Here is a 26,356-nt window from a genome sequence, read left to right as displayed (position 1 = left end):
CTGCATATACTAAGGCTGGCAAAAAAACGATGAAGTGACGGAAGCAATCAATGACACCGCGCTGCCACGCACAGCGCGATTGAACGGAAGGTGAGTAATGAACCGACCTGTGAGCGAGAAACCGCTTTATATCAAAGTACACGATAGCGACAATGTCGCCATTGTGGTCAATAACCAGGGGCTGCCGGCTGGCACCCGCTTTGCAGATGGCCTGCAACTGATTGAGCATGTGCCTCAGGGCCATAAAGTGGCGCTGGTGGCTATCCCTGAGCAGGGCGAGATTGTGCGTTACGGTGAAGTCATCGGCTATGCCTTGCGCGCCATTGCCCAGGGCAGCTGGATCGACGAATCCCTGGTGGCGCTGCCGGAAGCACCACCGCTTGCCAGCCTGCCGCTGGCAAACAATGTCCCGGCGAATTTACCCCCACTGGAAGGTTATACCTTCGAAGGTTATCGCAATGCCGATGGCAGCGTGGGGACGCGTAACTTACTTGGCATTACCACCAGCGTGCATTGCGTTGCCGGGGTGGTGGATTATGTGGTGCAGATTATCGAACGTGACCTTCTGCCCCGTTATCCCAATGTCGATGGTGTAGTGGCGCTCAACCACCTTTACGGCTGCGGCGTGGCGATTAACGCTCCGGCAGCCGTGGTGCCGATTCGTACCATTCATAACCTGGCGCTGAACCCCAATTTTGGCGGCGAAGTGATGATCGTTAGCCTCGGTTGCGAGAAACTCCAGCCAGAACGTCTGCTGACCGGCACGCCCGATGTTCAGGCCATCTCACTGGATGACAACGATATTGTGCGTTTGCAGGATGAACGGCTGGTGGGCTTTGGCGCGATGGTGGATGAGATTTTGCAGGTTGCCGAACGCCATCTGAAACGGCTTAATCAACGCCAGCGCGAAACCTGCCCGGCATCAGAACTGGTGATAGGTACGCAGTGTGGCGGCAGCGATGCGTTTTCCGGCGTCACCGCCAATCCATCCGTGGGGTTTGCTTCTGACCTGCTGGTGCGTTGTGGTGCGACGGTGATGTTTTCTGAAGTCACCGAAGTGCGCGATGCCATCCATCTGCTGACGCCACGCGTCGTTGATGAGGCGGTAGGTAAACGACTGCTGGAAGAGATGGCCTGGTATGACAACTATCTGAGCATGGGACAAACCGACCGTAGCGCCAATCCTTCTCCCGGCAATAAAAAAGGCGGACTGGCCAATGTGGTGGAGAAAGCGCTGGGTTCGATTGCAAAATCCGGCCGCAGCCCAATAGTTGAGGTTTTGTCGCCCGGCCAGCGTCCGACTAAACGCGGTTTGATCTATGCCGCGACACCCGCCAGCGACTTTGTCTGTGGTACGCAGCAGATGGCCTCGGGCATTACCTTGCAGGTGTTCACCACCGGCCGCGGTACCCCTTATGGCCTGGCGGCGATTCCGGTTATCAAGATGGCAACGCGCAACGCACTGGCTGAGCGCTGGCATGACCTGATGGATATTAACGCGGGCACCATTGCCACCGGCGAGGAAAGTATTGAACAGGTTGGCTGGCGACTGTTTGAACTGATTCTGGATATTGCCAGCGGACGCAAGCAAACATGGTCAGACCGCTGGGGGATCCGCAATCAGCTGGCGGTGTTTAATCCAGCGCCAGTGACGTGATTTAGCGAGTGCATAAGGTCGCCATTGTTGGCGACCTTTTTTATTACAGCAACTTACCCCAGCTTTCCACCCACGGCGTAGTGACGGATTCCGGCTCCGGGTCTTCTGTCGCATCCACCGTTAAGACGTCGCCGATGCGTTTGGCACTCTGCTCCTGCAACAGGGCATCAAATGTCTTACCTGCACCGCAGAAGTTATCGTAGCTACTGTCACCCAGCGCAATCACGCCATAACGCAGCTCCGGCTGATAGCCGAGCTGATCTTTTACCGCGTGATACAGCCCGGCGATACTGTCAGGGAAATCACCCTGGCCGGTGGTTGAGGTGATAATCAGCACCACATCCTGTTGGTAATCCTGCCACTGCGCCAGTGAAGGATCTTCAAAGACTTTGACCTCATGGCCCTGCGCCTGCAACACCGGCTCTGCTTCTTCCGCCACCAGCAACGCATTGCCGTATACCGTACCTACAAAAATGCCAATCTTTGCCATTGTGCTGCTCCTTTATTCTGTTGGCTTATCCTGGACTGCCTCGTCGGCAAACTCAACCCTGGGAACATCAGGCATCTGCTCCTGCCAGCCAAACTGCTGCAGCATCTGCTGCCAGACCGTATCCAGCCCGGCGCGGATCACCAGCGGCTCACCCGTTACCGGATGATTGAGGCTCAGTGCGCTGGCATGCAGCATCAGACGATCCATACCAAAATGCGTCGCTGCACCACGGTTCTGACGCAAATCGCCGTGGGTGGTATCGCCAATGATAGGATGACGCAGGTGCGCCATATGGCGACGAAGCTGATGTTTACGTCCGGTGCGCGGTTGCATCTCCACCAGGCTATAGCGCGAGGTGGCGTAACGGCTAATCGCCACCGGCATCTCGACATGCGCAAGTAGCTGATAATCGGTCAGCGCCGGTTGCGGCTCACGCGGTTCTGTGGCGAATTTATCGGCAATTTTATCCAGTTCTTCCACCAACGGATAATCCAACGTACCGCTTTCGCTCAGCCAGCCTCGCAACACTGCATGGTAGGTTTTGCGGATTTGGTGCTGCTCAAATTGCTGCGATAGCAACCGGCCCACCTCACTCGACAACCCCATCAGCAATACGCCGGAGGTGGGACGATCCAGCCGGTGAGCAGTAAAGACATGCTGACCAATCTGGTCGCGCACCGTCTGCATCACCACCACTTTTTCTTTGCGATCGAGCCAGCTGCGGTGCACCAACCATCCCGCAGGTTTATTGACGGCCACCAGCCACTCATCCTGGTAAATAATTTCCAGCATCAGGCAGAAGGTTCCGCAAATAAGGCGTCGAGCTGGCTTAGCGTCAGCAATAGCATCGGATGGCCCGGTGTAGTGGGAGGGAGCGCCATTTCAAAATAGTGCGCGACAGCAAAGTTTTGCGGCAACGGCGCATCAGCGGCAATTAACGCCTGCATACGGGGGATTAGCACCCATTGCAGCCACTCAAGCGGTGCCAGTGTATCCAGACAGAAGGGTTGTGTGCTGGCAAAAGCTGCCTCATCAGGGCATTGCGTCTGCCAGTGGTCGTGCTCGCGCATCACCGCTTCGACCTGCTGCAGCCGCTGCAAAATAAGTTGTTGCGACGACATGCGCCACCTCCAGAGAAAAATCGGGCGGCAAGCATATCACTTGTCGGGCCATGCTCAAAAAACGCATAAAAAAAGGGAGCACTGTGACTACAGTGCTCCCGGTTCGTTTGCAGCATTCCCGCCACCGCTGTGCTCCCTGCTCATCCATGACAACTTTTCCCGTGCTATCCATCGCTTGTCATCATGACATTGGTCCTTAGCATCCTGGCCCGCCACATCCCGCGTGGCTCTCATTCTCCATCCTGGAGGTGTCCCTTACTCAATCCTGAGTGTCCTGCTTCGTCCTGAAGCCTTCCTTGTGACGCAAACTCCGTTACGTTCCCGCCTTCCTGGCTGATGCTCTCCTGAGCATCACTTAATCCATGGCTTCCTGCCAGTGGTGACTATTCTGGCAGAAACTATCGCGTTAACAAGGTACTAAGGACCGTTACCTCAGCCCGTTATCTTTTTATTTTAGGACAGTTGCCATAAACTCATGATTCACAATATTTTTACAAGCCTGCCGTCCGGAAGTCTTCAGTAAAATTTGCCGATCTCTCACACACCACGTAAGAGATCTCTCACAAAACGGCAGGCCAAAGTCTGCAAATCAGTCGCTAACCGGTTGTAATTCATTAAGAAACATCTGAATTTCAGAGGACAGTATCTGCCGTTTTTTACTGCCAGGATGCTCCAGAATAACTTCACCGGTAAGATTACACAGTGAAATGACATCCTGCTCAGAATCGGTGGTGGCGATAAATAATGTCGGACTTTGCTTCAGGCGACGTTTCATCACCAGATGACCAATTAAATTCTCCTGCAGCCGTGTGAAATCCTCTTCACTCCACACCTGTAACAAGGTAATGGATTGCTGCTGAAAACGCGCAGCCATATCACCCGCAAACTGCGTGGTATAAAAAGCGGTAATCGCTGGCTGAAGCTCGATATCCAGCGCGCACTCAACAGCGGCAAGTGTAGCCGGTAAGGTAAACGGCTGTGGTTGCCACAATACCCGATCATCCAGCGTGGTCTGGATGCAGGGAGAAGGAACACCCAACAATTCGCTGCTCGCAGGTAAATGCCCGGTGTTCTGACGCCATTGCGCACAATAACGGTCGGTAAAATCGCGCAAAGCATCCGCGGTTTGCTGCATCATTCATCTTCTCGCTTCTGATAGGTTACACTTAACCCCTTTGATGGATTTTAGTGGTAACCGTTATGTCTACTGAACAACAGGATCAGGTATTAAGTAGCCTGACCTTGGGTAAACCCACAGCGTATGTCGATCATTACGACAATTCACTGCTGCAGGCGGTGCCGCGCAGTCTGAATCGCGAACCGCTGGGGCTGTTTCCCGATAATCTGCCGTTTCACGGTGCAGATATCTGGACGCTTTACGAACTTTCCTGGCTTAACAGCAAAGGTGTACCGCAGGTGGCGGTGGGTGAAGTGGTCCTCAACGCCGCGAGCCGCAACCTTATCGAGTCAAAGAGTTTTAAACTCTATCTTAACAGTTTTAATCAGACGGTTTTTGCCGACTGGGGTGACGTCCGCCAAACGCTTGAGCGCGATCTCAGCGCCTGTGCCGAAGGTGAGGTGAGCGTAGCATTGTTCCGCATCAGTGAAATCGAAGGTCAGCCCATCGGCCATTTTAACGGTGAGGTCATCGACGAACAGGATATTGAAATCCGCGATTACGCTTTTAATGCTGAACATCTCGCCCAGGCCGCAGGCAACGACATCATCGAAGAAACGCTGGTCAGCCATGTTCTGAAATCGAACTGCCTGATCACCCATCAACCCGACTGGGGTTCCGTGATGATTCGCTATAAAGGGCCACGCATCGATCGTGAGGCCTTGCTGCGCTATCTGGTCTCATTCCGCCAGCACAACGAGTTCCACGAGCAGTGTGTCGAGCGTATTTTCAATGATATTCAACGCTTTTGCCAGCCAGAAGCCTTAACCGTCTACGCGCGCTACACACGCCGCGGGGGTCTGGATATCAATCCGTGGCGCAGCAACGTTCCTTTCTCCCCGGGCTATTCCCGTCTGGTACGCCAGTAACAGATTGCGAGACGCCTCGCAGGCCGCAGCACGGATGCGCGGTTCCACTTGAGCATTCCCCGCGGACAAGGCTACTCTGTCGAAGGCGCGGGCAATAAAGCATACGCGACCAGGGATAATCGTCACTGTGCCCAGCGAGTCAGGCATAGCGTCATCAGTCACGCACTTGCGTGTAAAGGAGTTCTCTTGATTACTCACATTAGCCCTCTTGGCTCCATGGATCTGCTTTCCCAGTTGGAAGTCGATATGCTGAAGCGCACCGCCAGCAGCGACCTGTACCAGCTGTTTCGTAACTGTTCACTCGCGGTGCTCAATTCTGGTAGTCAGACCGACAGTAGTCATGAACTGCTTTCCCGCTTCGAAAGCTTTGATATCAACGTATTGCGTCGCGAGCGTGGCGTTAAACTCGAACTGATCAACCCACCCGAAGACGCATTTGTCGATGGTCGTATCATCCGCTCATTGCAGGCCAACCTGTTTGCCGTATTACGCGACATCCTGTTTGTAAACGGGCAACTTTCTGCGGCAGAACGTTTCCAGAACCTGGATGCAGACGATTCAGCCCACATCACCAACCTGGTCTTTTCGATTCTGCGCAACGCCCGCGCGCTGCATGTAGGTGAATACCCGAATACCGTGGTGTGCTGGGGTGGTCACTCCATTAACGCGGTGGAATATCAGTATTGCCGTAACGTGGGTACGCAACTGGGTTTGCGTGAGCTGAACATCTGTACCGGCTGTGGACCCGGCGTGATGGAAGCGCCAATGAAAGGTGCCGCCGTCGGCCATGCCCAACAACGCTACCGCGACAGCCGTTTTATTGGCCTGACCGAACCGTCCATCATTGCCGCTGAGCCACCGAATCCGCTGGTCAATGAACTGATCATCATGCCGGATATCGAAAAACGCCTCGAAGCCTTTGTGCGTATCGCACACGGCATCGTGATTTTCCCGGGTGGTGTCGGTACCGCAGAAGAGTTGTTGTATCTGCTGGGCATTCTGATGAATCCGCAAAACAACGATCAGGTGCTGCCTCTGATCCTGACCGGTCCGCAGGAAAGCGCCGATTATTTCCGCGTTCTGGATGATTTTATTGTCAGCACGCTGGGCGAAACCGCGCGTAAACATTACAAAATCATCATTGATGATGCCGCAGAAGTGGCGCGTCTGATGAAAAAAGCCATGCCGCAAGTGAAGGAATATCGTCGTGAAACCGGCGATGCTTACAGCTTTAACTGGTCCATTCGTATCGTGCCGGACCTGCAACTGCCGTTCCTGCCAACCCACGAAAACATGGCTAACCTGAATCTGTATACCAACCAACCCGCAGAAAAACTGGCAGCGGACCTGCGTCGGGCTTTCTCGGGTATTGTCGCCGGTAACGTGAAAGAAGTGGGCATTCGCGAAATCCGGGAAAAAGGACCGTATAAACTTCACGGCGATCCAGACATCATGCATCGTATGGATGAACTGTTACAGGGCTTCGTGGCCCAGCATCGCATGAAGCTGCCGGGCACCGCTTACATCCCCTGCTACGAAATCATCAAATAACTCAGGAAGGCAGCCTGCGGGCTGCCGCTATCATCATGTCTTTACACCTTCTTATTGTTGATGCCCTGAACCTGATCCGTCGTTTGCATGCCGTTCAGGGCTCGCCATGCCGCGATGCCTGCGTGGCTGCGTTACATCAGTTACTGGGCCATACCCAGCCTACCCACGTCGTGGCGGTGTTTGACAGTGCGGAGCGTCAGCCTGGCTGGCGTCATACGTTGCTGCCGGACTATAAAGCCGGTCGCCCTCCGATGCCGGAAGATTTACAGCGGGAAATGCCCGCTATTCAGCAGGCATTTCAGGCGGCGGGCGTCAGTTGCTGGATTGCCGATCAGGATGAGGCCGATGATCTGGCCGCCACACTGGCAGTAAAGATGGCAGATGCTGGACATCAGGCAACCATTGTCTCGACTGACAAAGGTTACTGCCAGCTACTGGCACCTAACATCCGTATCCGTGATTACTTTCAGAAACGCTGGCTGGATGTGCCTTTTATTGAACAGGAATTTGGCGTAGCTCCTGCGCAATTGGTGGATTACTGGGGACTATGCGGCATCAGCAGCAGCAAAATTCCAGGTGTGGTCGGAATCGGACCAAAGAGCGCACGCGAATTACTGTTGCAGTTTGGCTCGCTGGAAGCGATTTATCAGCAGTGGGATCAGGTACCGTCGAAGTGGCAGGGAAAATTGCAGACGCATCGTGAAATGGCAGAGATTTGCCGCCAGGTTGCCACCCTGAAGCGCGATCTGGTTTTGCAGGGCAATCTGAACACCCTGCGGTATAACCATCAATAAGGTGGTTCATTTACACGAATGCGTCGCGGCGCGATTTATCGCGCCGCGACAACATGCGTGGCAGATTATCTCTCGTCGCGACGCCCACCCACTGCCGCCCAAATCCGGCGCACATGTACCGTGACTTCTTCTCGATCGTGATAAAGCTGGCGCGCCTGAATCTGGGCGTTGATGCCCTGCTCTTTCAGGGTGGCATCGATCATCGCCAGATTTTGCGTCACTTCCTCATAGCGTTTTTTCATGGGTAGCTTGAGGTTAAAGATCGCTTCACGGCACCAGCCATTTACCAGCCATTCGCTCATCAGGCTGGCAACGCGCACCGGTTTTTCCACCATATCGCACACCAGCCAGCTGATATTGCTACGTGGTGGCCGGAAGCGAAAACCATCTTCCCGGCAGTGCGTCACCTGTCCGGTATCCATCAGGCTGGGAGCCATGGGGCCGTTATCCACCGCGTAGACCATCATGCTGCGCTGGACCAGCTGATAGGTCCATCCGCCTGGACAAGCCCCCAGGTCCACCGCCCACATGCCGCTGGCCAGACGCTCATCCCATTCGTCTGCCGGGATAAAGACGTGAAACGCCTCTTCCAGCTTCAGAGTGGAGCGGCTGGGCGCATCTGACGGGAATTTGAGACGCGGAATGCCCATATAGAATGGGGAGTTATTTTGCGGTAATGAATAGCCAACATAGCATGTGCCCGGCGCAATAAAGAACACATGGACCACCGGACGTTTCGGGCTTTCATAATTGAGCAAAATACGATTTTCACGCAGGCTGGCACGCAGCGGTACGGTAAATTTACGACAGAACTTGGTCAGCTCTTTCGCTTCATTGGTGTCCGGTACCTCCACCCGCAGCTCACCGCCCTTTTCTACCACGCCCATCAACATTCCGACAATCGGGGAAATACGATCGTCCGGCGACAGGTCACGCAGCAGTTCACCGACCACCACCATCTGACGGGCGAAAATCAGTTCCGCAAAAGGCAGCTGACTGATCAGTTTTTCCGCATCTTCTTGCTGATAGCACTCGAACAACACATAACCCGCATCATCTTTGACGCGCGGGAAACCATAGATTTCGCGCTCCGCAGCCTTAGCACTGATCTCTGCTGCACACTCTTTCTCAAAGCCGGGACGGCAATAGAGTAAAACTTTATTCATGGCGTTCTGCCTTTCGTTTCAGACGCAGTGCGCCAATCAACATCAAAAACCAACCAATCAGGAAGCCAAGGCCACCGACTGGCGTGATAAATACCCAAAACTTCAGGTGCGACAGCGCCAGACAATAGAGGCTGCCGCTGAATAAAACGGTACCGAGCGCCAGTGCGGCGCTGCTCCAGTAAAACCAGATATTGGCACGACGTAACATCGCCGAGGCAAGACCAATAATCGCCAGCGTATGATACGCCTGATACTCAAGGCCGGTATGAATCCACGCCATCTCGGCTGGGCCGAGAGATTTGCTCAGCACATGGGCACCAAAAGCACCAAAAGCCACCAGCGTGAAGCCGCTGATGGCTGCAAAAATAAACATGGCACGACTGGACATCTAACAATCCTCAGAGTGTATACGCACGTCACTGTGCAACAATCAACGCGTTAGTGATCGTAACGAAAACGAAACTTCTCTTGTTCGGTTGCGGCTTTGGCCAGGATCCACTGTCGAAAGGCGGCTATTTTACCCAGTTCTGCCTGGCTGTCATGACAAACCAGATAAAAAGCATTTTTACTGACCAGTACGTCATTAAAAGGACAGACCAGACGACCGGCTTCGATTTCACTTTGCGCCATCACATTATTGGCCAGCGCGACGCCCTGGCCGTGAATAGCTGCCTGTAACACCATGGCGCTGTGGCTGAAAATCGGGCCCTGCTGCACATTAATGTGCTGCAAGCCTAGCTGACGCGTATAAGATTGCCAGTCCCGCCGCGAAGCATCATGCAGCAGCGTAAAGTGCGCTAAATCAGCCGGTGATTTCAATGGATGGTCGCCTGTCAGCAGCAGTGGCGAGCAAACCGGCAACAAATATTCGGCGTAAAGTTTTTCCACCCGCAACCCTGGCCAGTTACCGCGACCATAGAAAATCGCCACATCCACATCGTCCGCCAGTTTCTCTTCATCACGATCGACGGCCTGAATACGCACATCGATGCCCGGATAAGCTGTATTAAAGCTGGAAAGACGTGGCACCAGCCATTGAATCGCGAAACTTGGCAGCAGGCTCACGGTCAATGCGCCTTTGGCGCTACGCGCCTGGAGTTTACGCGTCGCATCGTTCAGTGCGGAGAAAATCTCCTTAATATCCAGATAGTAGCTTTGCCCTTCTTCAGTCAGCAAAAGCGAACGATTCCTCCGGCGAAACAGCTTAAGACCGAGAAAATCTTCCAGAGATTTAATCTGATGACTTACAGCTGCCTGGGTAACAAACAGCTCTTCAGCAGCTTTAGTGAAGCTCAAATGACGTGCCGCCGCATCGAAGACGCGTAAAGCATTGAGCGGGGGAAGGCGTTTTGACATGGTTTTCCGTATCCGGGTCAACAGAGTAATACAGCAACTTATGAGAAGTTGTCAGGTATTAGTTTTATTAATCCGAGACATTATAAATTGTCCGTTGAGGAAGCTCCAGCAAATACCTATAGTTGCCGCACTTCCTGAGCCGGAACGAAAAGATTTCTGGAAACGTGCGTTAATTCGCAGACTTCTGGAGAGCTTTTGGCTTGTGGTCGTGATGTTGTGTTTGCATTTTGATCTGACGATTGCAGATCAAACTTTTAATTCCTGTAGATTTACCCTGTCTGTCCATAGTGATTTTACATAGCACCGCAAATTGCGGTGCTTTTTTTTATCTGTCACTTACTGGCCCATCTCAACCATCTCTTTGACATCTGAGCGGTTAATCTGCTGCTGGTTGCCATTGGCATCTTTATAGCTGATCATACCGGTATCATCGTCAACTTTGGGTTTGCCTGAAGCAACAATGGTGCGACCATCATTGGTATGCATCACGTAATTGCTTGAACAGGCGGCCAGGGTAAAGGCCATGGTACATACGGCCAGCACTGCGGCGAGTTTTTTCATTTTCTATCTCCTTGCAGATTGATTGCATCAAACCACCCGCGAGACGCTGAACAGAGGCAGCTTAAAAAAGTGAAATCGACTGGTGAAGGTCGATTCTAAATGCGGGTTTTGGTTTAAACCTTGCAATAATTAGCATAACGCACTTTTCCAGCTTTGCCAGGTAACAGACCGACTTTCAGTCTGGTCCTAAATTCATCACAACAGGCCGGATATGACTATTTTTACACCTTCCGCTTTTCGCCAGCAGTTTCCAGCTCTGGCCGATGCTGGAGTTTATCTCGACAGTGCCGCCACCGCCCTGAAGCCACAGGCGGTGATTGAGGCCACTCAGCAGTTCTATTCCCTGAGCGCCGGAACCGTACATCGCAGCCAGTTTGCAGCCGCGCGCGCCCTGACCGAACAATACGAGCAGGCACGAGGTCTCGTCGCCCGCTGGCTAAATGCCGCAGACGATCGCCAGATCATCTGGACGCGCGGCACCACGGAAGCCATCAATCTGGTGGCAAACAGCTGGCTGTCTTCGCGCCTGCAACCCGGCGATGAAATCGTTGTCAGCGAAGCGGAACATCACGCCAATCTGGTGCCGTGGCTGATGGTGGCAGAAGCGAAAGGTGCCAAAGTGGTGAAATGGCCGCTGGGCGCGGATCGTCTGCCCGACATACAGCAGTTGCCCGGATTATTGAATGCACGCACCCGGTTGCTGGCGATAGGTCAGATGTCGAATGTCACCGGCGGTTGCCCGGATCTGGCGCAGGCAATTCGGCTGGCACATAACGTGGGTGCCAAAGTGATGGTGGATGGTGCCCAGGGCGTGGTGCATTGTGCACCTGATGTTCAGGCACTGGATATCGATTTTTACGCGTTCTCGGGTCATAAACTCTATGGCCCGATGGGCATCGGCGTGCTGTATGGCAAGGCAGAACTGCTGGAAGCCATGTCACCCTGGCAGGGCGGCGGTAAGATGTTAACACAGGTGGATTTTAACGGTTTCACGCCACAGCCGGTGCCATGGCGCTTTGAGGCTGGCACACCTAACGTCGCAGGGGTGATTGGTCTCAGCGCTGCCCTGCACTGGCTAAGCCAGCACAACGCGGAAAAGATGGAAATGTGGAGCCAGCAGCTGGCAAGCCTGGCGGAAGAACAGCTGAGCGCCCTGCCCGGTTTTCGCAGTTTTCGCTGTGGCAGCAGCAGCCTGCTGGCATTTGATATCGCGGGTATCCACCACAGCGATATCGTCACGCTGCTGGCAGAACACGGCATCGCCCTGCGCGCGGGTCAGCACTGTGCTCAGCCACTGATGGCGGCGCTGGGGGTCAGCGGCACACTGCGCGTCTCATTCGCCCCCTATAATAATTTACAGGACGTGGACGCGCTGGTGCGTGCCATGCACAGCGTTGTGGAATTACTGAGTGAGTAACCTAATGAGTACATCCCTGCTCGCCCCGCACCCGTTTGGTGATCTGATTACGGAAGCCAGCCTGACGGAGAAATTCACCCATTTTCACCAATGGGAGGATCGCTATCGCCAGCTGATTCAGCTGAGCCGTCAGCTCCCGGCGTTAGCGGAAGAGTTGAAAACACCCGAGATTGAACTGAGTGGTTGCGAGAATCGTGTCTGGCTGAGCAGTCAGCTGCAAAGTAATGGCACGCTGCATTTTTATGGCGACAGTGAAGGACGTATCGTACGCGGCCTGCTGGCGGTGCTGCTGACCGCCGTAGAAGGAAAAACGCCAGCCGCCCTGCTACAACAGGACCCACTGGCGTTGTTTGATACCCTCGGGCTGCGTGCGCAGCTCAGCGCTTCACGCAGTAGCGGTTTGCAGGCACTGGCCGACGCCGTACAACGTGCCGCACGCCACTACGCTTAATCCCCCTGGCTTGCCGCGCGGGCAAGAAACTTTTTCAGCGCGTGCGAAACCGCGATAAAACCAAAGGTGGCGGTCACCATGGTGGCTGCACCAAATCCCGCCGCGCAATCCATGCGTTTCGGGCCTTCGGCCGTGCTACGTGAGGCACAGACACTGCCGTCCGGTTGCGGATAAACCAGCGCTTCGGTGGAAAACACGCAATCGATGCCCAGCTTACCTTTGCTGTTTTTCTTCACACCGAAATCGCTTTTCAGTCGCTCACGCAATTTCGCCGCCAGCGGATCCTGAATCGTCTTCGCCAGGTCGCTGACCTGGATCTGTGTCGGATCGATCTGCCCACCAGCCCCACCGGTGGTAATCAGCGGGATCTTGTTGCGGCGACACCAGGCAATCAGCGCCGCTTTTGGCCGCACGCTGTCGATGGCATCAATCACATAATCAAAGCCGACGGGCAGCAGTTCGGCGGTATTTTCCGGGGTGATGAAATCATCGATGCAGATCACCTCGCATTCCGGGTTGATCGCGCGGATACGATCCGCCATCACCTCGGTTTTAGCCTGGCCTACTTTGCCCTGCAATGCGTGGATCTGCCGATTGGTGTTGGTAATACAGACATCATCCATATCGATCAGGGTGATTTTGCCGATCCCGGTGCGCGCCAGTGCTTCTGCCGCCCAGGAGCCCACGCCGCCAATACCAATCACACAAAAATGGGCATCAGCAAAACGCTGTAACGCGTCCTGCCCATACAAACGCGCCGTGCCGCCAAAGCGTTGCCGCCAGGCGTCGCTAACCACTGTCATAACCAACCTTTTGTTCATGCGGACCTGCCAGCCCGCAGAGAAAATTAATTCGAACCTAACAACATCGAACCATTATTACCGCTTTGCGTGTTACTGAACAGCGGCTGGCCTGCTCCCGGTGCCGATTTTAGCACCCAGACACGGCCATAATGGTTATAGAAACCGGCCAGATGGGCGGCATCCGGACCCACGCCCTGATAGATGTCGAAATGCTGGCCCTTGATCGCACCGCCGACATCCAGCGCCACCATCAGACGCATTTCATATTTACCGTTGAACTTGCCCTTCTCATTTAACTGCGGCACTTCCGCCAGCAGCGCCGTCCCGGCGGGGATCAGTGAACGGTCCGATGCGACGGAGGCTTTGGCAATCAGCGGCACTGCGCTGGCACCACGCACCGGTACATACTCTTCCGGTTTGAAGAACACGAAGGATTGGTTGGTTTCCAGCAACGCACGTACTTCTTCTGGCGAATGGTCCTGCGCCCACTGACGAATGGCCTGCATCGACATATCTTCGCGCTTCACTTCACCACGATCGATCAGTTCTTTACCGATGCTGTGGTAAGCCCAGCCGTTTTTACCGCCGTAGCCGAAGAAACGCAGTGGCCGGCCATCCCCGAAATCAACATAGCCACTGCCCTGCACATCCATCATAAAGTTGTCGATGAGCGAATTGCTCCAGGCAATCACGTAGCGATCATCAAGACCACCACTATAGATAGAAGCGCGGCTTGGTAATTTTTGCCCGCTTCTGCGGGGTGGCATACGGTAAATCGGGTACTGGAATTCGCCCTGACGGGTGTAACGAGCCTCTACAACCGGCGTGTAGTAGCCGGTGAACTGCACGTTACCGTAGTTATCGGTGCCTTCCATCTGATAGGCGTTCAGACCGAACTGACGTAGCTGGCGGGTATCGCCGCCCGACATCAGCCAGTTCTCAATCGCGCTATAGGTACCGGTGTTGCGACCATACAACCCGGTAGACGCAGACTGGATCTGACGAACCTGATCGCCAAAGTCTCTGCCGTTAACCGGACGCCCTTTGGCATTGGGCTGATTCACCAGCGCCAACGGCTCATCCAGCTTACCATCAATATATTGCTGACCACGGTCCGTAGGTTTGGAGCTACAACCCGCCAGCAGCGCGAGAAATGCGCCAGTAAGTGCCAGCTTTACACGATTTGCTTTCATGACCTTCTCTTTTTATCGGTTGTTTGCACCGCGACGATAGCAAAGGGACAGCCAGAATGAAATCGGCCACCGGGTATCGCGTCCACAGCTGTATAGTTAATAACCTAACGGCGAATTTATTCACCAACTAACTGGAAATTTTGTGCTTTCTGTCAAAAAGGGGTTGCATCACAGCGCACCCGGAGTATAGTGCGCATCCACGGACGCGGGGTGGAGCAGCCTGGTAGCTCGTCGGGCTCATAACCCGAAGGTCGTCGGTTCAAATCCGGCCCCCGCAACCAACTCTTCTTAGTCATGAAGAGAGAAAATGTAAAAAGTCACACAGCGACAAACGGACGCGGGGTGGAGCAGCCTGGTAGCTCGTCGGGCTCATAACCCGAAGGTCGTCGGTTCAAATCCGGCCTCCGCAACCAACTCTTCTTAATAATGAAGAGAGAAAATGTGAAAAGTCGCACAGCGACAGACGGACGCGGGGTGGAGCAGCCTGGTAGCTCGTCGGGCTCATAACCCGAAGGTCGTCGGTTCAAATCCGGCCCCCGCAACCAATACAACCAGACACCTTAACGGGTGTTTTTTTGTTTCTGGCGTCCGGTAAATTGTGGCCTCCCTGCCACAATCCTTTAGCGATGCGCCAGCACCGCCCCTTTCTCAAAATACGCTTTGATGCCATGCAGAATGGCTTCCGCCACCTGATGCTGATAACGCGCGGTACGCAGTTTCCTTTCCTCTTCCACATTACTGATAAACGCGGTTTCCACCAGAATTGACGGGATATCCGGCGCTTTCAACACCGCAAATCCGGCCTGATCCACCGTGCGTTTATGCAGATGATTGATGTGCCCCATACGCGATAACACTTCTTTGCCGAACTTCAGGCTGTCATGGATGGTCTGACGCTGCACCATATCGAACATGGTGTGGTCGAGGTAGCGATCGCCGCTCATGCTAACGCCGCCAATCAGATCCGATTCATTCTGGGTTTGCGCCAGAAAACGAGCGGCGGCTGAGGTCGCCCCGCTGGTCGAAAGCGCAAACACGGACGAACCCCGTGCCGCCCGGCTGGTAAAGGCATCGGCATGGATCGACACAAACAGATCGGCACGCTGCTTACGCGCTTTTGCCACCCGGACCCGCAACGGGATAAACACATCCTCATTGCGCGTCATATAGGCTTTCATATTGGGTTGTTTGTCGATCAACGCCTTCAGATAACGTCCCATCTTCAGCACGATATCTTTTTCCCGCGTTTTGAGTTTGCCATGGGCACCGGGATCTTCCCCGCCATGTCCCGGATCGATCATGATAATAATCGGCCGATCGCGTCCGGCTTTGCCCGGCAGCGGTGCCTGGGCAGGTTGATCGCGTTCCAGATCGCCCTGGTTGTAATCCTGCAGTAACGCCAGTAAGGGATCCTCTTCCGGCTGCTGCTGACTGGGATAGAGGTCCACCACCAGCCTATGTCGGATCCCGGCCACCGGTGCTAAGGTGAAGGTCCGCGGTGCCACGCTGCGCTTCAGTTCCAGCACGATGCGTACCGTATTCGGGTCGAACTGACCCACGCGTGCGGTCCGGATATAAGGATCATCAACACGTACCAGTTTATCGACCCCTTTCAGTACCGGATTGATATGCAGATTGTCGATGTCGATAACCAGACGATCGGGATTGCTGAGGGTGAACTGCTTGTATTGCAGGGGAACGTTCGATTCCAGCGTAACGCGTGAGTAGGTCGATGAAGGCCAGATACGTACTGCCACGATATGCTGGCTGGCCGCCAGACCACTGCGGCTGACACTGAGCAGCCATAACGCGCCCGCGCCCTGTAATAATCGTCGTCGTGAAAAAAAAGGATTTACTCCGGACATGACGCTCCAGCTACTGTGTAATGTCTAAAATATCGCCAGTTAAGTAAAAGAAGATGAAAACTTTATCCCGTCCATGGAGCCTTTTCACTTCGGAAAAGCCAGATAATGCAGGCTGTTAGCGCAGGTTGCATCAGGAAAATCGTAAAGTAACGTCAGGTCTGGCGCTTGCATTACGCCGCGATAAAGCATAAAAATACAAAAATTTCGAATAATCATTCACAGAGGGTTTGCCGTGAAGGAACGTAGTACCGAACTGGTTCAGGGTTTTCGCCACACCGTTCCCTATATAAATGCCCACCGTGGCAAGACCTTTGTCATCATGTTGGGTGGCGAGGCCATTGAACATGAAAACTTCTCCAGCATCGTTAACGATATCGGCTTGCTGCATAGCCTGGGCATTCGTCTTGTGGTGGTGTACGGCGCCCGTCCGCAGATTGACGCCAGCATGGCGCAGCAGCAGCTGGAACCGATTTATCATAAATACACGCGTGTGACCGATGCCCAATCGCTGGAGCTGGTGAAGCAAGCGGCGGGCCGTTTGCAGCTGGATATCACTGCGCGACTGTCAATGAGCCTCAACAACACGCCGTTGCAGGGCGCGCATATTAATGTGGTCAGCGGCAACTTCATCATTGCCCAGCCGCTGGGCGTGGATGACGGTGTGGATTACTGCCACAGCGGGCGCATTCGTCGTATCGATGAAGAAGCGATTCACCGCCAGCTGGATAACGGTGCCATTGTGTTGCTGGGTCCGGTTGCGGTTTCCGTGACGGGTGAAAGCTTTAACCTGACGTCAGAAGAAGTCGCCACACAACTGGCGATCAAACTCAAAGCGGAAAAAATGATTGGCTTCTGCTCCGAACAGGGCGTGACCAACCGCGATGGCGATATTATTTCCGAGCTGTTCCCCAACGATGCCCAGGTGCGTATCGATGAAATGGAAAATGACGGTGATTTTCTCTCCGCGGCGGTGCGTTTTCTGCGTGGCGCGGTGAAAGCCTGCCGTAGCGGCGTGCGTCGCAGCCATTTGATCAGCTATCAGGAAGACGGTGCGCTGTTGCAGGAGTTGTTCTCACGCGACGGTATCGGTACGCAGATCGTGATGGAATCCGCCGAACAGATTCGCCGTGCCACCATTAATGATATCGGTGGCATTCTCGAACTGATTCGTCCGCTAGAGCAACAGGGAATTCTGGTACGCCGTTCACGCGAACAGCTGGAGATGGAGATCGACAAGTTCACCATTATCGAACGCGACAACCTGACCATTGCCTGCGCGGCACTGTATCCCTTCCCGGACGAGCAGATTGGTGAAATGGCCTGCGTGGCAGTGCACCCCGATTATCGCAGCTCATCGCGCGGCGAAGCGCTGCTGCAACGTGTAGCTTTACAGGCCCGCCAGATGGGCCTGAAGAAGCTGTTCGTGCTCACCACGCGCAGCATTCACTGGTTCCAGGAACGTGGCTTTACACCGGTGGATATTGAGTCGCTGCCGGAAAGTAAGAAGAAGATGTACAACTACCAGCGTCGTTCTAAGGTGCTGATGGCCGATTTGCGTTAGCCCAGCAACCGCCCCTATCGTAGCGGCGCGATAAATCGCGCCGCTACAACCTCTCCAGCAATCCGCTGCGGCGCTGAGTGCGCAACTGCACTGCACGCCGGAACACGCCATCATCGCTGTATAACGTCAGCTGCTGCCGGGCGCGGGTAATGGCGGTATAAATCAGCTCACGCGTCAACACTGGTAAAAATTGCGCAGGCATCACCAGCGCGGTGTGATCAAATTCCGAACCCTGTGATTTATGCACCGTCATCGCCCAGGCGGTATCATGTGCCGGCAAGCGGCTGGGCTGCACCGCTTTGATAGTGCCATCCGGTAACGGAAAGAACACCTTCAGTACCCCTTCCTCGTCGGGTAACGTGATACCGATGTCGCCATTAAACAAACCCAGCGCGCTGTCGTTGCGCGTCACCATCACCGGTCGTCCCTGATACCAACGGCTGCCGCCCGTCGGACGACGGATCAACTGCAACTGAATCAGTTTTTGTTCAATGCGCTGGTTAAGTCCCTGCACGCCAAACGGCCCTTCACGTAATGCGCAGAGCAGCTGATAGCGGCCAAAAGCATGGATAATATCGGCGGGCTCAGCCCGCCCGGCCACCAGCTGCAGATAAGGCCGATAGCCCTCCGCTACCTGCGCCAGCATTGCCTGATAGGCCTGCGTGTCGCTCAGCGGCTGGCGGGTAATATCGCTAAATCCTGCGCCAAACACGCGCTCAACGTCAGCCACATCACCCTGGTTCACCGCCGCCGCCAGCTTGCCAATGCCTGATTGAGCATCAAAGCGATAGCTTTTGCGCAGCAGACAGATGGCGTCCCGCACCAGCGGCGCTTCCGCGTCTTCCCTGCCCGGCACTTCACAGCCGGTGAGCTGGCTGAGCTGAGTTGCCCGTTCCGGGCTATAACCGGCTTCGGCACAGCGACAGATATCCCCCAGCACCGCTCCCGCTTCGACCGATGCCAGCTGATCGCGATCGCCGAGAAAGATCACCCGCGCCTGCGGCGGCAAGGCAGCGATCAGATTCGCCATCATGCCGAGATCGACCATTGAGGCTTCATCCACCACCAGCACATCCAGATGCAACGGATTACCCGCGTGATAGCGCAGGCGCTGCGTCTCCGGCTGGGCACCCAGCAGGCGATGCAGGGTGGTGGCTTCAGCCGGAAAAGCTTGCCGCTCCGTATCGCTAACCGGGAGCTGTCGCAGCGCTTTGCCCAATGACTCCGTCAGGCGCGCAGCCGCTTTCCCGGTCGGCGCGGCCAGCTGAATACGTAGCGAACCGTCACTCAGACGAATCAGCGCAGCCAGCAGTTTCGCCACCGTCGTGGTTTTGCCGGTGCCGGGACCGCCGGAAATCACCGCAGTTTTTTGTGTCAGCGCCACCGCAGCGGCAATCTTTTGCCAGTCCTCTGGCTGTACGCCAAACAGCTGGTCCAGCACCTGGCGTATCGCCTCGGGGGCAAATTGCTGCGGCGCGGCATCAGCACGAAAAAAGCGTGCCACCTGGCCTTCGTTTTGCCACAGCCGATGCAGATAAAGCCGCTGCTGCGCCAGCACGACAGGGGTGGCTTGCGCGCTATCGCTTAGTGCGAACCAGCCCTGAAATACCGCCAGCCAGTCCTGCGGCTCACCAGCCGCCTGCCAGATGGCCTGCGCCAGCTCAGGATGGCGACCATTAAATAATTCATCACGCGTCAGTTGCGTCAGCGGCAGACAAACGTGCCCTTCTCCCGCTTCGGCACTGAGACATGCCGCGGCCAGCAGACGCGCAGGCTGGCTATCATCAGCCACCAGACAAGCAAACTGGACATCAAGCGGACGCAGTAAACGCAGTTCCATCGCCTGAGTCAGCAATGCGGTCATGCTACTCATGATGTCACTCCCTGCCCGCGAAACAGGCTATCCAGTTGTGCAATAAACTCGCCGGATGGCCGGGTGTGAAACACACCATTGTCAGGCGAGCTGCCATCCATACCACGTAAAAACAGATAGAACACCCCACCAAAATGCTGCTCATAATCGTAATCAGTCAGCCGATGGCGCAGATAACGGTGCAGCGCCAGGCTATACAACTGGTACTGTAAATCGTAGCGGTGGTCGATCATCGCCTGAGCCATCGCCTGCGGCGTATAGGCGATATGGCTATCACCCAGCCAGTTGGATTTGTAATCCAGCAGATAATATTTACCCTGCCAGCGGAACACCAAATCGATAAAGCCCTTCAGCATGCCTTGCACCTGACGAAAATCGAGGACCGGGGCATGCTGCGATAACCCATCATGGCTGCGCACCAGCGCATCCATTTCTTCAGCGCGCAGCAGGCCATTAATCGGCAGATAAAACGCCATCTCGACCAGGCGATGTTGTGGCTGAATACCCGCCAGATGAATCCCCTCAGCATTAAGCGGCGTACTCACAACCCTGGCAATCCAGTCACTGAGCATCGGCTGCCAGTGCGGCGGATAACCCTTCTGTTGCAGATGCTGCAACAGCAGTTCTTCGCTGGGTGGCTGGGTAAAATCCAGCGACTCAAACAGTTCATGCAGGAAAGTACCAGGCGCCGCGCCGCGTGGGAAATGGTGTGGCGTTAGAGCGGAAGGTTGTGGCTCGCCCGGTTCGTCTGCTGCCGCATCCACATCAAACCCCGGCATCACTTCCAGCAAACGGCTGCTGCCGTGCTGTTGTAAACCGGAGTAGCTGGTCACGCGCCAGGGATCGGCCAGCACACGTGTCACTTCACGCGCATTTAACGTCGTCTCACTGACGGCCTGAGATTGCCAGCGCGTCGCATCAGCATCACCGGCAGGCACCACCTCAGTTGCTGCATCATTCATTTCTGCCAACAGTGCAGCCAGTTGCTCCGCCGTCGCGGCCTCACCGCGTTGCAGCAGAAAACCAAGCGCACTTTTATGCAGATCGCTTGCGCCCTCTTTCTTACGAGTGCCGCGAAACAGCGGCGCCACGCCAACGCTACAGTGATAAACCGAACGCGTCAGCGCCACATACAACAGACGCAAATCTTCCGCCAGACGCTCCTGCTCGGCTAACTCCAGGCTGGCCTCAGCGTTTTGTAAATCCAGCACCGCACCAAAGCTTTCCCGGTCGTGATACAACGCGGTATCGGCCTCACGGAAACCGGCGGCAAAGGGCAGCCATACCAGCGAATACTGTAAGCCTTTCGATTTATGGATAGTGACAATCTGCACCAGATGACGATCGCTTTCCAGACGCAGCTGCTGGCTGGCCGCCTGGCTATCAGGACGGGCAATCTGCTGCGCCAGATGGCGTACCAGCGCATGCGGGCTGTCGAGCTGGGATGCAGCCTCCTGCAACAACTCGCCCAGATGCAACAAATCGGTCAGACGGCGCTCACCGTTTTCCGAAGCCAGCAGATTTTCCGCCAGCTGCCGCTCCTGCATCATCTCGCGCAGCATCGGCAGCACACCACGTTGCTGCCACACCAGTTGCCAGCGGGCAAAAGTGTCAACCAGTTGATCCCAGCCGCGCGCATCCTGATCGAGTGCATCCAGTTGCGCCGCATCAAAAGCAAACAATGACGTTGCCAGCGCAGTACGCAGCATCCGCTCCTGCTCCGGTGCCAGCACCGCCTGCAACAACCACAGCAACTCGCGCGCTTCCGGAGTGGTATAGACGCTGTCGCGATTCGACAGGTACACCGATGGAATCGCCAGTTGGTTCAGCGCTTCGCGAATCAGGTTCGCCTCGTTGCGGCTGCGCACCAGCACGGTGATGTCCGAAGCCTGTACCGGGCGCAATGCCGGGGCTTTCCCTAGCAACGCACGCTGTTCATGACCCGCCTGCAACCAGCGGCTGATATCTGCCGCACACTGCTGCGCCATCAGTTGCTGGTAATCACCCACGCTGCACCCCTCACCGGGTTGCAGCCAGAAGCGTAATGCGGCCTGCGGTTGCTGATCGAGATTCAGCGTCAATGCCTGATTTGGTTTAGCAAAGCGCACCGGCAAAAACGGAATATCGGCAAATAAAAAGGGCGCATCGAGGCGGCTAAAAAGCCGGTTTACGCTTTCGACCATTGGCGGTGATGAGCGCCAGTTGGTATCGAGGGTATAGTGGGCACTCACATCATTACGGGCACGTATATAGGTAAAAATATCCGCGCCACGGAACGCGTAAATCGCCTGTTTGGGATCGCCAATCAGCAACAATGCATGCTCTGGCTGGTTAACGTAGAGCGTGCTGAAAATACGATATTGCAGTGGATCGGTGTCCTGAAACTCATCAATCAGCGCCACCGGAAAGCGCTGACGAATCGCCTGTGCCAGCTGCGGGCCTGCGGGTTGTTGCAGGGCTTCATCCAGTCGGCTCAGCAGGTCATCAAAACCCAGCAGTGCGCGCAGCCGTTTTTCTTTCCGCACCGCGCTGCGCACTTCAGTCAGCGCCCTGGCAATCACCAGATCGCGCAGAGAAATCGGCTGCGCCAGAAACTGGTCAATCGCGACAAATAATGCATGCTGGGGAGCGTCACCTTTTTTGGTCTTCTCAAGCAACACCTGCTGACCAAAACGCGCCAGTTCCGCTGGCACCTGATAATCATGGGTTTCGCTTTGCGCCCACAACGAAACTTTGCTGACCCAAAGCGGCAGATTTTTGCTGCTGTAGCTGCGCTTATCGACCCCGGACTCGCCAATCAGGTTAATGACTTCTTCACCCACTGCCGCCCAGCACGCTTTGATGTCAGAAATACGCGCCAGGTTTTGCGCATGGCGTGCCGCCAGCGTTTCGTCAGGTGCCGGGGGAGACTGCAATGTTGGGGTTTCGCCCTGTAGCCAGGGGCGTAAGGTTGTCAGCAGCTGCTCCGGGCCGCTCCATTCCGTCACGATGGCTCGCGCCACATCCAGCGTCAGCGGATAGCAGTGGCGTCGCCAGAAATCTGCCGTTGCCTGTTTCAGCAACAGCTGTTCATCCTCGATCAGCTGCTGTTCAAACAACATGCCGGATTCAAACGCATTAAGGTTGAGCATGCGCTGGCAAAAGCCGTGAATGGTGAAAATCGCCGCTTCGTCCATCTGCCGCTCTGCCGCCAGCAGCAGAGAAGCCGCCTCGGCCGGTTGTGGCATTTCCTGTAGCAATTGCGCCAGCATCGGGTTGTTGCTGTGCCCGCGAATGCAGGCCAGCCGCAATTCGTGGATATTCGCCCGGATACGACCGCGCAGCTCGGCAGTAGCCGCTTCGGTGAAGGTCACCACCAGAATCTCTTCAACCGAGAGCGGACGGGTATAAGCCCGCTCTCCCCCTAACCCAAGCAGCAAGCGCAGATAAAGCAGGCCGATGGTAAAGGTTTTTCCGGTCCCTGCTGAGGCTTCAATCAGCCGCTCGCCACGCAATGGCAGCGTCAGCGGATTGAGCGATTCAGGCAGTAAACTCATTTGTCATCACTCTTCACCGGCAGCGACTGCTGCAACTGCGAAACTTCCTGCCAGGTGGTCCAGTCAGGCAACTGGGCATAATCGTCTTTCACCGCGCCATCATGGCTGCCGCCAATCTGTGAAATCATCGCCATGCCCTGTTGTGCCAGCACTCCCTGATGGAAGAAATCAGCCAGGCCGGCAGGGGTCAGCTGTTTGATCTGGGCAACCACGTTTTCACGGGTATCAAAGGCAAAGTTCTGTCGATTGAAATCACGGTTGTAGCGGTTGGCCTCTTCATCCAGCGTCTGCGGACGCTGTTGCAGATCGTTGATCATTGCCTGTTGATACTGGGCAAACTCTTCCGGTTTCATATCACGCAGGCGTTGTTCGGCCTGCGGATAGAAGGCCTGGAAGCGCTGTAACAGGTAAGCCGGTTGCTTGCTGTTGCTTTGCAGCAGGAAACCGATGCCCCACTGACGTCCCACCGGCATCTGGAAGGCAAACACCGCATAACCCAGCTGCTCCACCGTACGCAGCTGGTTATAGAACCACGGCTGCACAATCTGGCTGAGCATGGAGCTGCTCGCCATGCTCTGGTATTCGCTGTAACCAAGCGGCACATAGAGCGCAGCCAGTGCCGAATCGGTGCTGCTGCCCGCTTTTTGCAGGTTGGCTTTGACCGGCTTATCAATCGCCACATAGTTGCTGTGCCAGTAGGAATGACCGTCACTCTGCAACTGCTGCTTCAGATCTTCGCCCAGCTGTTTGACCCGATCAGCAGAGAGATTCCCGACCACGATCATTTCTGGCGTGGCGTGGTGAATCAGCGCATCCCGATAGTCGGTTACCTGCTGCAGGGTGATATCTTTCACCAGCTTACGACGCTCCTCACGCTGGGTATAAGGAAGCTGCGACAGCATCTGCATCGGCTGAATCGCCAGTTCAAACGCTTTGCCTTTATCCGCCGATTCCAGCTGGTCAAGGTACCAGGACTTCGCCTGTTCCAGTTGCTGCTGGGTTGGCGTGAAGGTGGCGTAACCTTCCACCAGCTTTTTCAGCAGCTCTGGCAGACGCTGGGTGAAACCGCTGGCGTTAAACTCCAGACCATCGTTTTCACCGGTAGAGAAGCTGATCCCCCCGACTGATGCCTGCGAGTTCAGCTGATCCAGCGCCAGGCTGGAGAGATAATCATTCAGGCCAAATAACACCTGATGCTGTGCATCACTGATCGCTGCTTTATTTCGCAGCGCCAGGGTGATCGCCGCTTTGGGTTCACTGGCGTAGTACTGACTTGGCATCCAGAAAATACGCATGCTGTCGCCAGTGGTCAGCGCAACGGGATGGGTGTAGGTTTTTCCATCGGACGGCATGATGGAGAAGTCCGACGGGATATAAGGGTTCAGGGTGGGTAATGACAGCTGAATCGCACTGGCGCGCTGCTTCCAGTCACTGAACTGCGCATCACTGATTTTATCGACCTGGTAAGGCGCATTAACAAAGTAGGCTTCTTTGTTATGCGGTTCCTGCGGGCTGATATACCAGATACGGGCATTCTGCGGCGTCATCTCCGCCAGACGCGCCTTGATGGCGGCCGGATCATAGTCATCGGCCAGATACGGGGCATCCAGCGCATGCTCAATCGGCACCCGCAGCATGGTATCAACCAGCCATTCGATGTAATCCATGTCGCGGGTGATGGAGGGATAACGGAAATCCAGCGCCAGCACATGGGAAACTTCATCAAAATAGCCTTTATCGATGCCTTTGCTACGCAGCATATCGAGATAGCTAAATATTGCTGCCACCACCTCATCACGCTGTGCCAGACCTTTGTCGGTCAGCGAGACGGTAATAGCAAACACACCGCTGGTGCGTTCGGTCATCGGGTCAGCACCGGCATTGACACCGTCCGCCAGCCCTTGCCGTTGCAGCCAGTCATTCAGGGTGTTTTTGCTGCGATTCCCCAGCACGTAGCTTATCAGCGTGTCGGTCTTACTGCGGAAACGGTCGCTGTTATTAGCAATCCGGAACTCCACTTTCAGCTGCTTCCGCGGCTGGGCGGGCACGTAGTGAATGATGATACCTTTCTGCGCATCGGTCACCACCGGTACACTGATATCCGGCACGCTGGCCTGGTGATTCGTTACGCGACCAAAGGTTTTTGCGGCGATATCCGCCATCTCCGGCAGCGGTTTGTTGCTGTAAATCACCGCTTTCATCAGGTTGGCCGAGTAGTGGCTATGGTAGAAATCAAGCAACGCCTGATGCAGCTGGCTGCCAGGTTTGTCCTTCAGCGTATCAAGATTTCCGCCGGAAAAACGCGCACCGGGATGTGCCGGGTTGAGGGTTTCTGCGCCCACCTGAGCCATACGCAGGCCATCGCGCGAGCGAGCCATCGTCAGCTCGGCATTGACCGCGTGGCGCTCACGATCGGCATTGACCGGATCGAGTAACGGCTCGGCAATGGCATCCGCCAGACGATCCACCGCCGGTTGCAACGCATCGTTCTCCACTTCGAGATAGAACGCCGTGCGATAGGACGCGGTACTGGCGTTATGGCTGCCACCGTGTTTTTTCAGGAATTCTGCGAGATTATCCGGCTGGGGATAAAGTTTCGATCCCATCAGCACCATATGTTCGAGATAGTGCGCCAGGCCCAACTGCTGATTAGGATCGTCCAGCGATCCAATCGGCAATGTCAGTGCTGCCAGTGACTTAGGCGCGGCGGGATCGGAGACCAGCAGGACGGTCATACCGTTTGTCAGCGTTATCGCCTGATAGGCGCGTGGATCGTGATCGCTTTTACGAATGGTTTCATTGACTGGCTGCCAGCCGCGCTGCTCGTCAGCCACGGCAGTCAAAGCCGTGACGCTCAGCAGCAGCGCCGCTATCCAGCGTGCGTAAATCCGCATTTAAACCCCTTACGTTACCCT

At 55.3% G+C, this 26,356-nt stretch carries 21 protein-coding genes and 3 tRNA genes; 10 read left to right on the top strand and 14 right to left on the bottom strand.

What is annotated here, in order from left to right:
- Positions 1-97: 97 nt before the first annotated feature.
- Entirely contained in the window at positions 98-1,657 is a 1,560-nt protein-coding gene (gene garD, locus RCF31_RS17435; protein WP_310615796.1) for a galactarate dehydratase, read from the top strand.
- 43 nt (positions 1,658-1,700) lie between these two features.
- On the opposite strand, the gene RCF31_RS17430 is transcribed toward garD, so the two are convergent.
- The 4 genes from RCF31_RS17430 to syd all read right to left on the bottom strand — a co-directional run bounded on the left by RCF31_RS17430 (position 1,701) and on the right by syd (position 4,406).
- Positions 1,701-2,147: a flavodoxin gene (locus RCF31_RS17430; protein ID WP_299460273.1), complete on the bottom strand. Its 447-nt coding sequence runs from the start codon at positions 2,145-2,147 to the stop codon at positions 1,701-1,703.
- Positions 2,148-2,159: 12 nt separating this feature from the next.
- Positions 2,160-2,939 (bottom strand): tRNA pseudouridine(65) synthase TruC, encoded by a 780-nt coding sequence (gene truC / locus RCF31_RS17425; RefSeq protein ID WP_416411818.1) that lies wholly within the window; start codon positions 2,937-2,939, stop codon positions 2,160-2,162.
- Positions 2,939-3,268, bottom strand: coding sequence for a YqcC family protein (locus tag RCF31_RS17420; protein ID WP_299460267.1), 330 nt, complete (start codon positions 3,266-3,268; stop codon positions 2,939-2,941). The genes truC and RCF31_RS17420 overlap by 1 nt, the downstream gene beginning before the upstream one ends.
- A 589-nt stretch (positions 3,269-3,857) precedes the next feature.
- Positions 3,858-4,406, bottom strand: a complete 549-nt coding sequence (gene syd, locus RCF31_RS17415) for a SecY-interacting protein (RefSeq protein ID WP_416411817.1) — start codon at positions 4,404-4,406, stop codon at positions 3,858-3,860.
- 62 nt (positions 4,407-4,468) lie between these two features.
- Here syd and queF point away from each other — a divergent pair, with 62 nt between their 5' ends.
- From queF to xni, 3 genes are all read left to right on the top strand, one after another.
- Complete coding sequence (gene queF, locus RCF31_RS17410) at positions 4,469-5,314, top strand: NADPH-dependent 7-cyano-7-deazaguanine reductase QueF (RefSeq protein ID WP_313686511.1); 846 nt, start codon at positions 4,469-4,471, stop codon at positions 5,312-5,314.
- 186 nt (positions 5,315-5,500) lie between these two features.
- A complete protein-coding gene (ppnN, locus tag RCF31_RS17405) occupies positions 5,501-6,865 on the top strand; it encodes a nucleotide 5'-monophosphate nucleosidase PpnN (RefSeq protein WP_084876493.1) in 1,365 nt (454 codons plus the stop codon).
- Positions 6,866-6,900: 35 nt separating this feature from the next.
- On the top strand, positions 6,901-7,659 hold the full coding sequence (gene xni, locus RCF31_RS17400) for a flap endonuclease Xni (RefSeq protein ID WP_416411816.1): 759 nt from the start codon (positions 6,901-6,903) through the stop codon (positions 7,657-7,659).
- A gap of 65 nt (positions 7,660-7,724) precedes the next feature.
- On the opposite strand, the gene rlmM is transcribed toward xni, so the two are convergent.
- From rlmM to RCF31_RS17380, 4 genes are all read right to left on the bottom strand, one after another.
- The gene (gene rlmM, locus RCF31_RS17395) at positions 7,725-8,825 is read right to left on the bottom strand and encodes a 23S rRNA (cytidine(2498)-2'-O)-methyltransferase RlmM (protein WP_416411815.1); all 1,101 of its coding nucleotides are present in this window, start codon (positions 8,823-8,825) and stop codon (positions 7,725-7,727) included.
- Positions 8,818-9,213: a DUF423 domain-containing protein gene (locus RCF31_RS17390; RefSeq protein ID WP_208716287.1), complete on the bottom strand. Its 396-nt coding sequence runs from the start codon at positions 9,211-9,213 to the stop codon at positions 8,818-8,820. Before RCF31_RS17390 ends, rlmM begins: the two co-directional genes overlap by 8 nt.
- Before the next feature lie 50 nt (positions 9,214-9,263).
- On the bottom strand, positions 9,264-10,181 hold the full coding sequence (locus tag RCF31_RS17385; protein WP_084876498.1) for a transcriptional regulator GcvA: 918 nt from the start codon (positions 10,179-10,181) through the stop codon (positions 9,264-9,266).
- A gap of 336 nt (positions 10,182-10,517) precedes the next feature.
- Positions 10,518-10,742 carry a YgdI/YgdR family lipoprotein gene (locus tag RCF31_RS17380; protein ID WP_013510266.1) on the bottom strand — a complete coding sequence of 75 codons (225 nt, stop codon included), beginning with the start codon at positions 10,740-10,742 and terminating at the stop codon, positions 10,518-10,520.
- A gap of 211 nt (positions 10,743-10,953) precedes the next feature.
- Here RCF31_RS17380 and csdA point away from each other — a divergent pair, with 211 nt between their 5' ends.
- Both csdA and csdE read left to right on the top strand, forming a co-directional pair.
- Entirely contained in the window at positions 10,954-12,159 is a 1,206-nt protein-coding gene (gene csdA, locus RCF31_RS17375; RefSeq protein ID WP_416411814.1) for a cysteine desulfurase CsdA, read from the top strand.
- Between the two features lie 4 nt (positions 12,160-12,163).
- Complete coding sequence (csdE, locus tag RCF31_RS17370) at positions 12,164-12,610, top strand: cysteine desulfurase sulfur acceptor subunit CsdE (protein WP_313686522.1); 447 nt, start codon at positions 12,164-12,166, stop codon at positions 12,608-12,610.
- Here csdE and tcdA read toward each other — a convergent pair.
- Positions 12,607-13,413, bottom strand: a complete 807-nt coding sequence (gene tcdA, locus RCF31_RS17365; RefSeq protein ID WP_416411813.1) for a tRNA cyclic N6-threonylcarbamoyladenosine(37) synthase TcdA — start codon at positions 13,411-13,413, stop codon at positions 12,607-12,609. The two genes, csdE and tcdA, sit on opposite strands and share 4 nt — an antisense overlap.
- Before the next feature lie 44 nt (positions 13,414-13,457).
- Positions 13,458-14,606, bottom strand: a complete 1,149-nt coding sequence (gene mltA / locus RCF31_RS17360) for a murein transglycosylase A (RefSeq protein ID WP_416411812.1) — start codon at positions 14,604-14,606, stop codon at positions 13,458-13,460.
- A 204-nt stretch (positions 14,607-14,810) separates the two neighbouring features.
- On the opposite strand from mltA, the gene RCF31_RS17355 reads away from it, so the two are divergent.
- The 3 genes from RCF31_RS17355 to RCF31_RS17345 all read left to right on the top strand — a co-directional run bounded on the left by RCF31_RS17355 (position 14,811) and on the right by RCF31_RS17345 (position 15,151).
- Positions 14,811-14,887 (top strand) — tRNA-Met (locus RCF31_RS17355).
- A 55-nt stretch (positions 14,888-14,942) separates the two neighbouring features.
- Positions 14,943-15,019: transfer RNA gene (locus tag RCF31_RS17350), tRNA-Met, on the top strand.
- A gap of 55 nt (positions 15,020-15,074) precedes the next feature.
- Positions 15,075-15,151: transfer RNA gene (locus RCF31_RS17345), tRNA-Met, on the top strand.
- A 75-nt stretch (positions 15,152-15,226) separates the two neighbouring features.
- On the opposite strand, the gene amiC is transcribed toward RCF31_RS17345, so the two are convergent.
- On the bottom strand, positions 15,227-16,471 hold the full coding sequence (gene amiC, locus RCF31_RS17340) for an N-acetylmuramoyl-L-alanine amidase AmiC (RefSeq protein ID WP_299460225.1): 1,245 nt from the start codon (positions 16,469-16,471) through the stop codon (positions 15,227-15,229).
- 232 nt (positions 16,472-16,703) lie between these two features.
- On the opposite strand from amiC, the gene argA reads away from it, so the two are divergent.
- Entirely contained in the window at positions 16,704-18,032 is a 1,329-nt protein-coding gene (argA, locus tag RCF31_RS17335; protein WP_416411811.1) for an amino-acid N-acetyltransferase, read from the top strand.
- A gap of 43 nt (positions 18,033-18,075) precedes the next feature.
- Here argA and recD read toward each other — a convergent pair whose 3' ends face one another.
- Genes recD through ptrA form a run of 3 tightly spaced genes read right to left on the bottom strand, consistent with a single transcriptional unit; the run spans position 18,076 to position 26,335 of the window.
- On the bottom strand, positions 18,076-19,905 hold the full coding sequence (gene recD / locus RCF31_RS17330; protein ID WP_416411810.1) for an exodeoxyribonuclease V subunit alpha: 1,830 nt from the start codon (positions 19,903-19,905) through the stop codon (positions 18,076-18,078).
- Positions 19,902-23,441 carry an exodeoxyribonuclease V subunit beta gene (gene recB, locus RCF31_RS17325; RefSeq protein ID WP_416411809.1) on the bottom strand — a complete coding sequence of 1,180 codons (3,540 nt, stop codon included), beginning with the start codon at positions 23,439-23,441 and terminating at the stop codon, positions 19,902-19,904. The genes recD and recB overlap by 4 nt, the downstream gene beginning before the upstream one ends.
- Positions 23,438-26,335 (bottom strand): pitrilysin, encoded by a 2,898-nt coding sequence (gene ptrA, locus RCF31_RS17320; protein ID WP_416411808.1) that lies wholly within the window; start codon positions 26,333-26,335, stop codon positions 23,438-23,440. The genes recB and ptrA overlap by 4 nt, the downstream gene beginning before the upstream one ends.
- Positions 26,336-26,356 lie beyond the last annotated feature (21 nt).

Source organism: Pantoea sp. App145 (assembly GCF_047947045.1).
Classification (GTDB): Bacteria; Pseudomonadota; Gammaproteobacteria; order Enterobacterales; family Enterobacteriaceae; genus Pantoea.
This window is presented reverse-complemented; position numbering and strand designations above follow the sequence as displayed.

What these genes read in the sequence shown, in the direction of transcription:
- recD (WP_416411810.1), bottom strand. Translation starts at nt 19,905, where the DNA reads ATGAGTAGCATGACCGCATTGCTGACTCAGGCGATGGAACTGCGTTTA.
- syd (WP_416411817.1), bottom strand. Translation starts at nt 4,406, where the DNA reads ATGATGCAGCAAACCGCGGATGCTTTGCGCGATTTTACCGACCGTTAT.
- csdE (WP_313686522.1), top strand. Translation starts at nt 12,164, where the DNA reads ATGAGTACATCCCTGCTCGCCCCGCACCCGTTTGGTGATCTGATTACG.
- mltA (WP_416411812.1), bottom strand. Translation starts at nt 14,606, where the DNA reads ATGAAAGCAAATCGTGTAAAGCTGGCACTTACTGGCGCATTTCTCGCG.
- xni (WP_416411816.1), top strand. Translation starts at nt 6,901, where the DNA reads ATGTCTTTACACCTTCTTATTGTTGATGCCCTGAACCTGATCCGTCGT.
- garD (WP_310615796.1), top strand. Translation starts at nt 98, where the DNA reads ATGAACCGACCTGTGAGCGAGAAACCGCTTTATATCAAAGTACACGAT.
- truC (WP_416411818.1), bottom strand. Translation starts at nt 2,939, where the DNA reads ATGCTGGAAATTATTTACCAGGATGAGTGGCTGGTGGCCGTCAATAAA.
- RCF31_RS17420 (WP_299460267.1), bottom strand. Translation starts at nt 3,268, where the DNA reads ATGTCGTCGCAACAACTTATTTTGCAGCGGCTGCAGCAGGTCGAAGCG.
- RCF31_RS17380 (WP_013510266.1), bottom strand. Translation starts at nt 10,742, where the DNA reads ATGAAAAAACTCGCCGCAGTGCTGGCCGTATGTACCATGGCCTTTACC.
- ptrA (WP_416411808.1), bottom strand. Translation starts at nt 26,335, where the DNA reads ATGCGGATTTACGCACGCTGGATAGCGGCGCTGCTGCTGAGCGTCACG.
- csdA (WP_416411814.1), top strand. Translation starts at nt 10,954, where the DNA reads ATGACTATTTTTACACCTTCCGCTTTTCGCCAGCAGTTTCCAGCTCTG.
- RCF31_RS17385 (WP_084876498.1), bottom strand. Translation starts at nt 10,181, where the DNA reads ATGTCAAAACGCCTTCCCCCGCTCAATGCTTTACGCGTCTTCGATGCG.
- rlmM (WP_416411815.1), bottom strand. Translation starts at nt 8,825, where the DNA reads ATGAATAAAGTTTTACTCTATTGCCGTCCCGGCTTTGAGAAAGAGTGT.
- queF (WP_313686511.1), top strand. Translation starts at nt 4,469, where the DNA reads ATGTCTACTGAACAACAGGATCAGGTATTAAGTAGCCTGACCTTGGGT.
- amiC (WP_299460225.1), bottom strand. Translation starts at nt 16,471, where the DNA reads ATGTCCGGAGTAAATCCTTTTTTTTCACGACGACGATTATTACAGGGC.
- tcdA (WP_416411813.1), bottom strand. Translation starts at nt 13,413, where the DNA reads ATGACAGTGGTTAGCGACGCCTGGCGGCAACGCTTTGGCGGCACGGCG.
- RCF31_RS17390 (WP_208716287.1), bottom strand. Translation starts at nt 9,213, where the DNA reads ATGTCCAGTCGTGCCATGTTTATTTTTGCAGCCATCAGCGGCTTCACG.
- RCF31_RS17430 (WP_299460273.1), bottom strand. Translation starts at nt 2,147, where the DNA reads ATGGCAAAGATTGGCATTTTTGTAGGTACGGTATACGGCAATGCGTTG.
- recB (WP_416411809.1), bottom strand. Translation starts at nt 23,441, where the DNA reads ATGAGTTTACTGCCTGAATCGCTCAATCCGCTGACGCTGCCATTGCGT.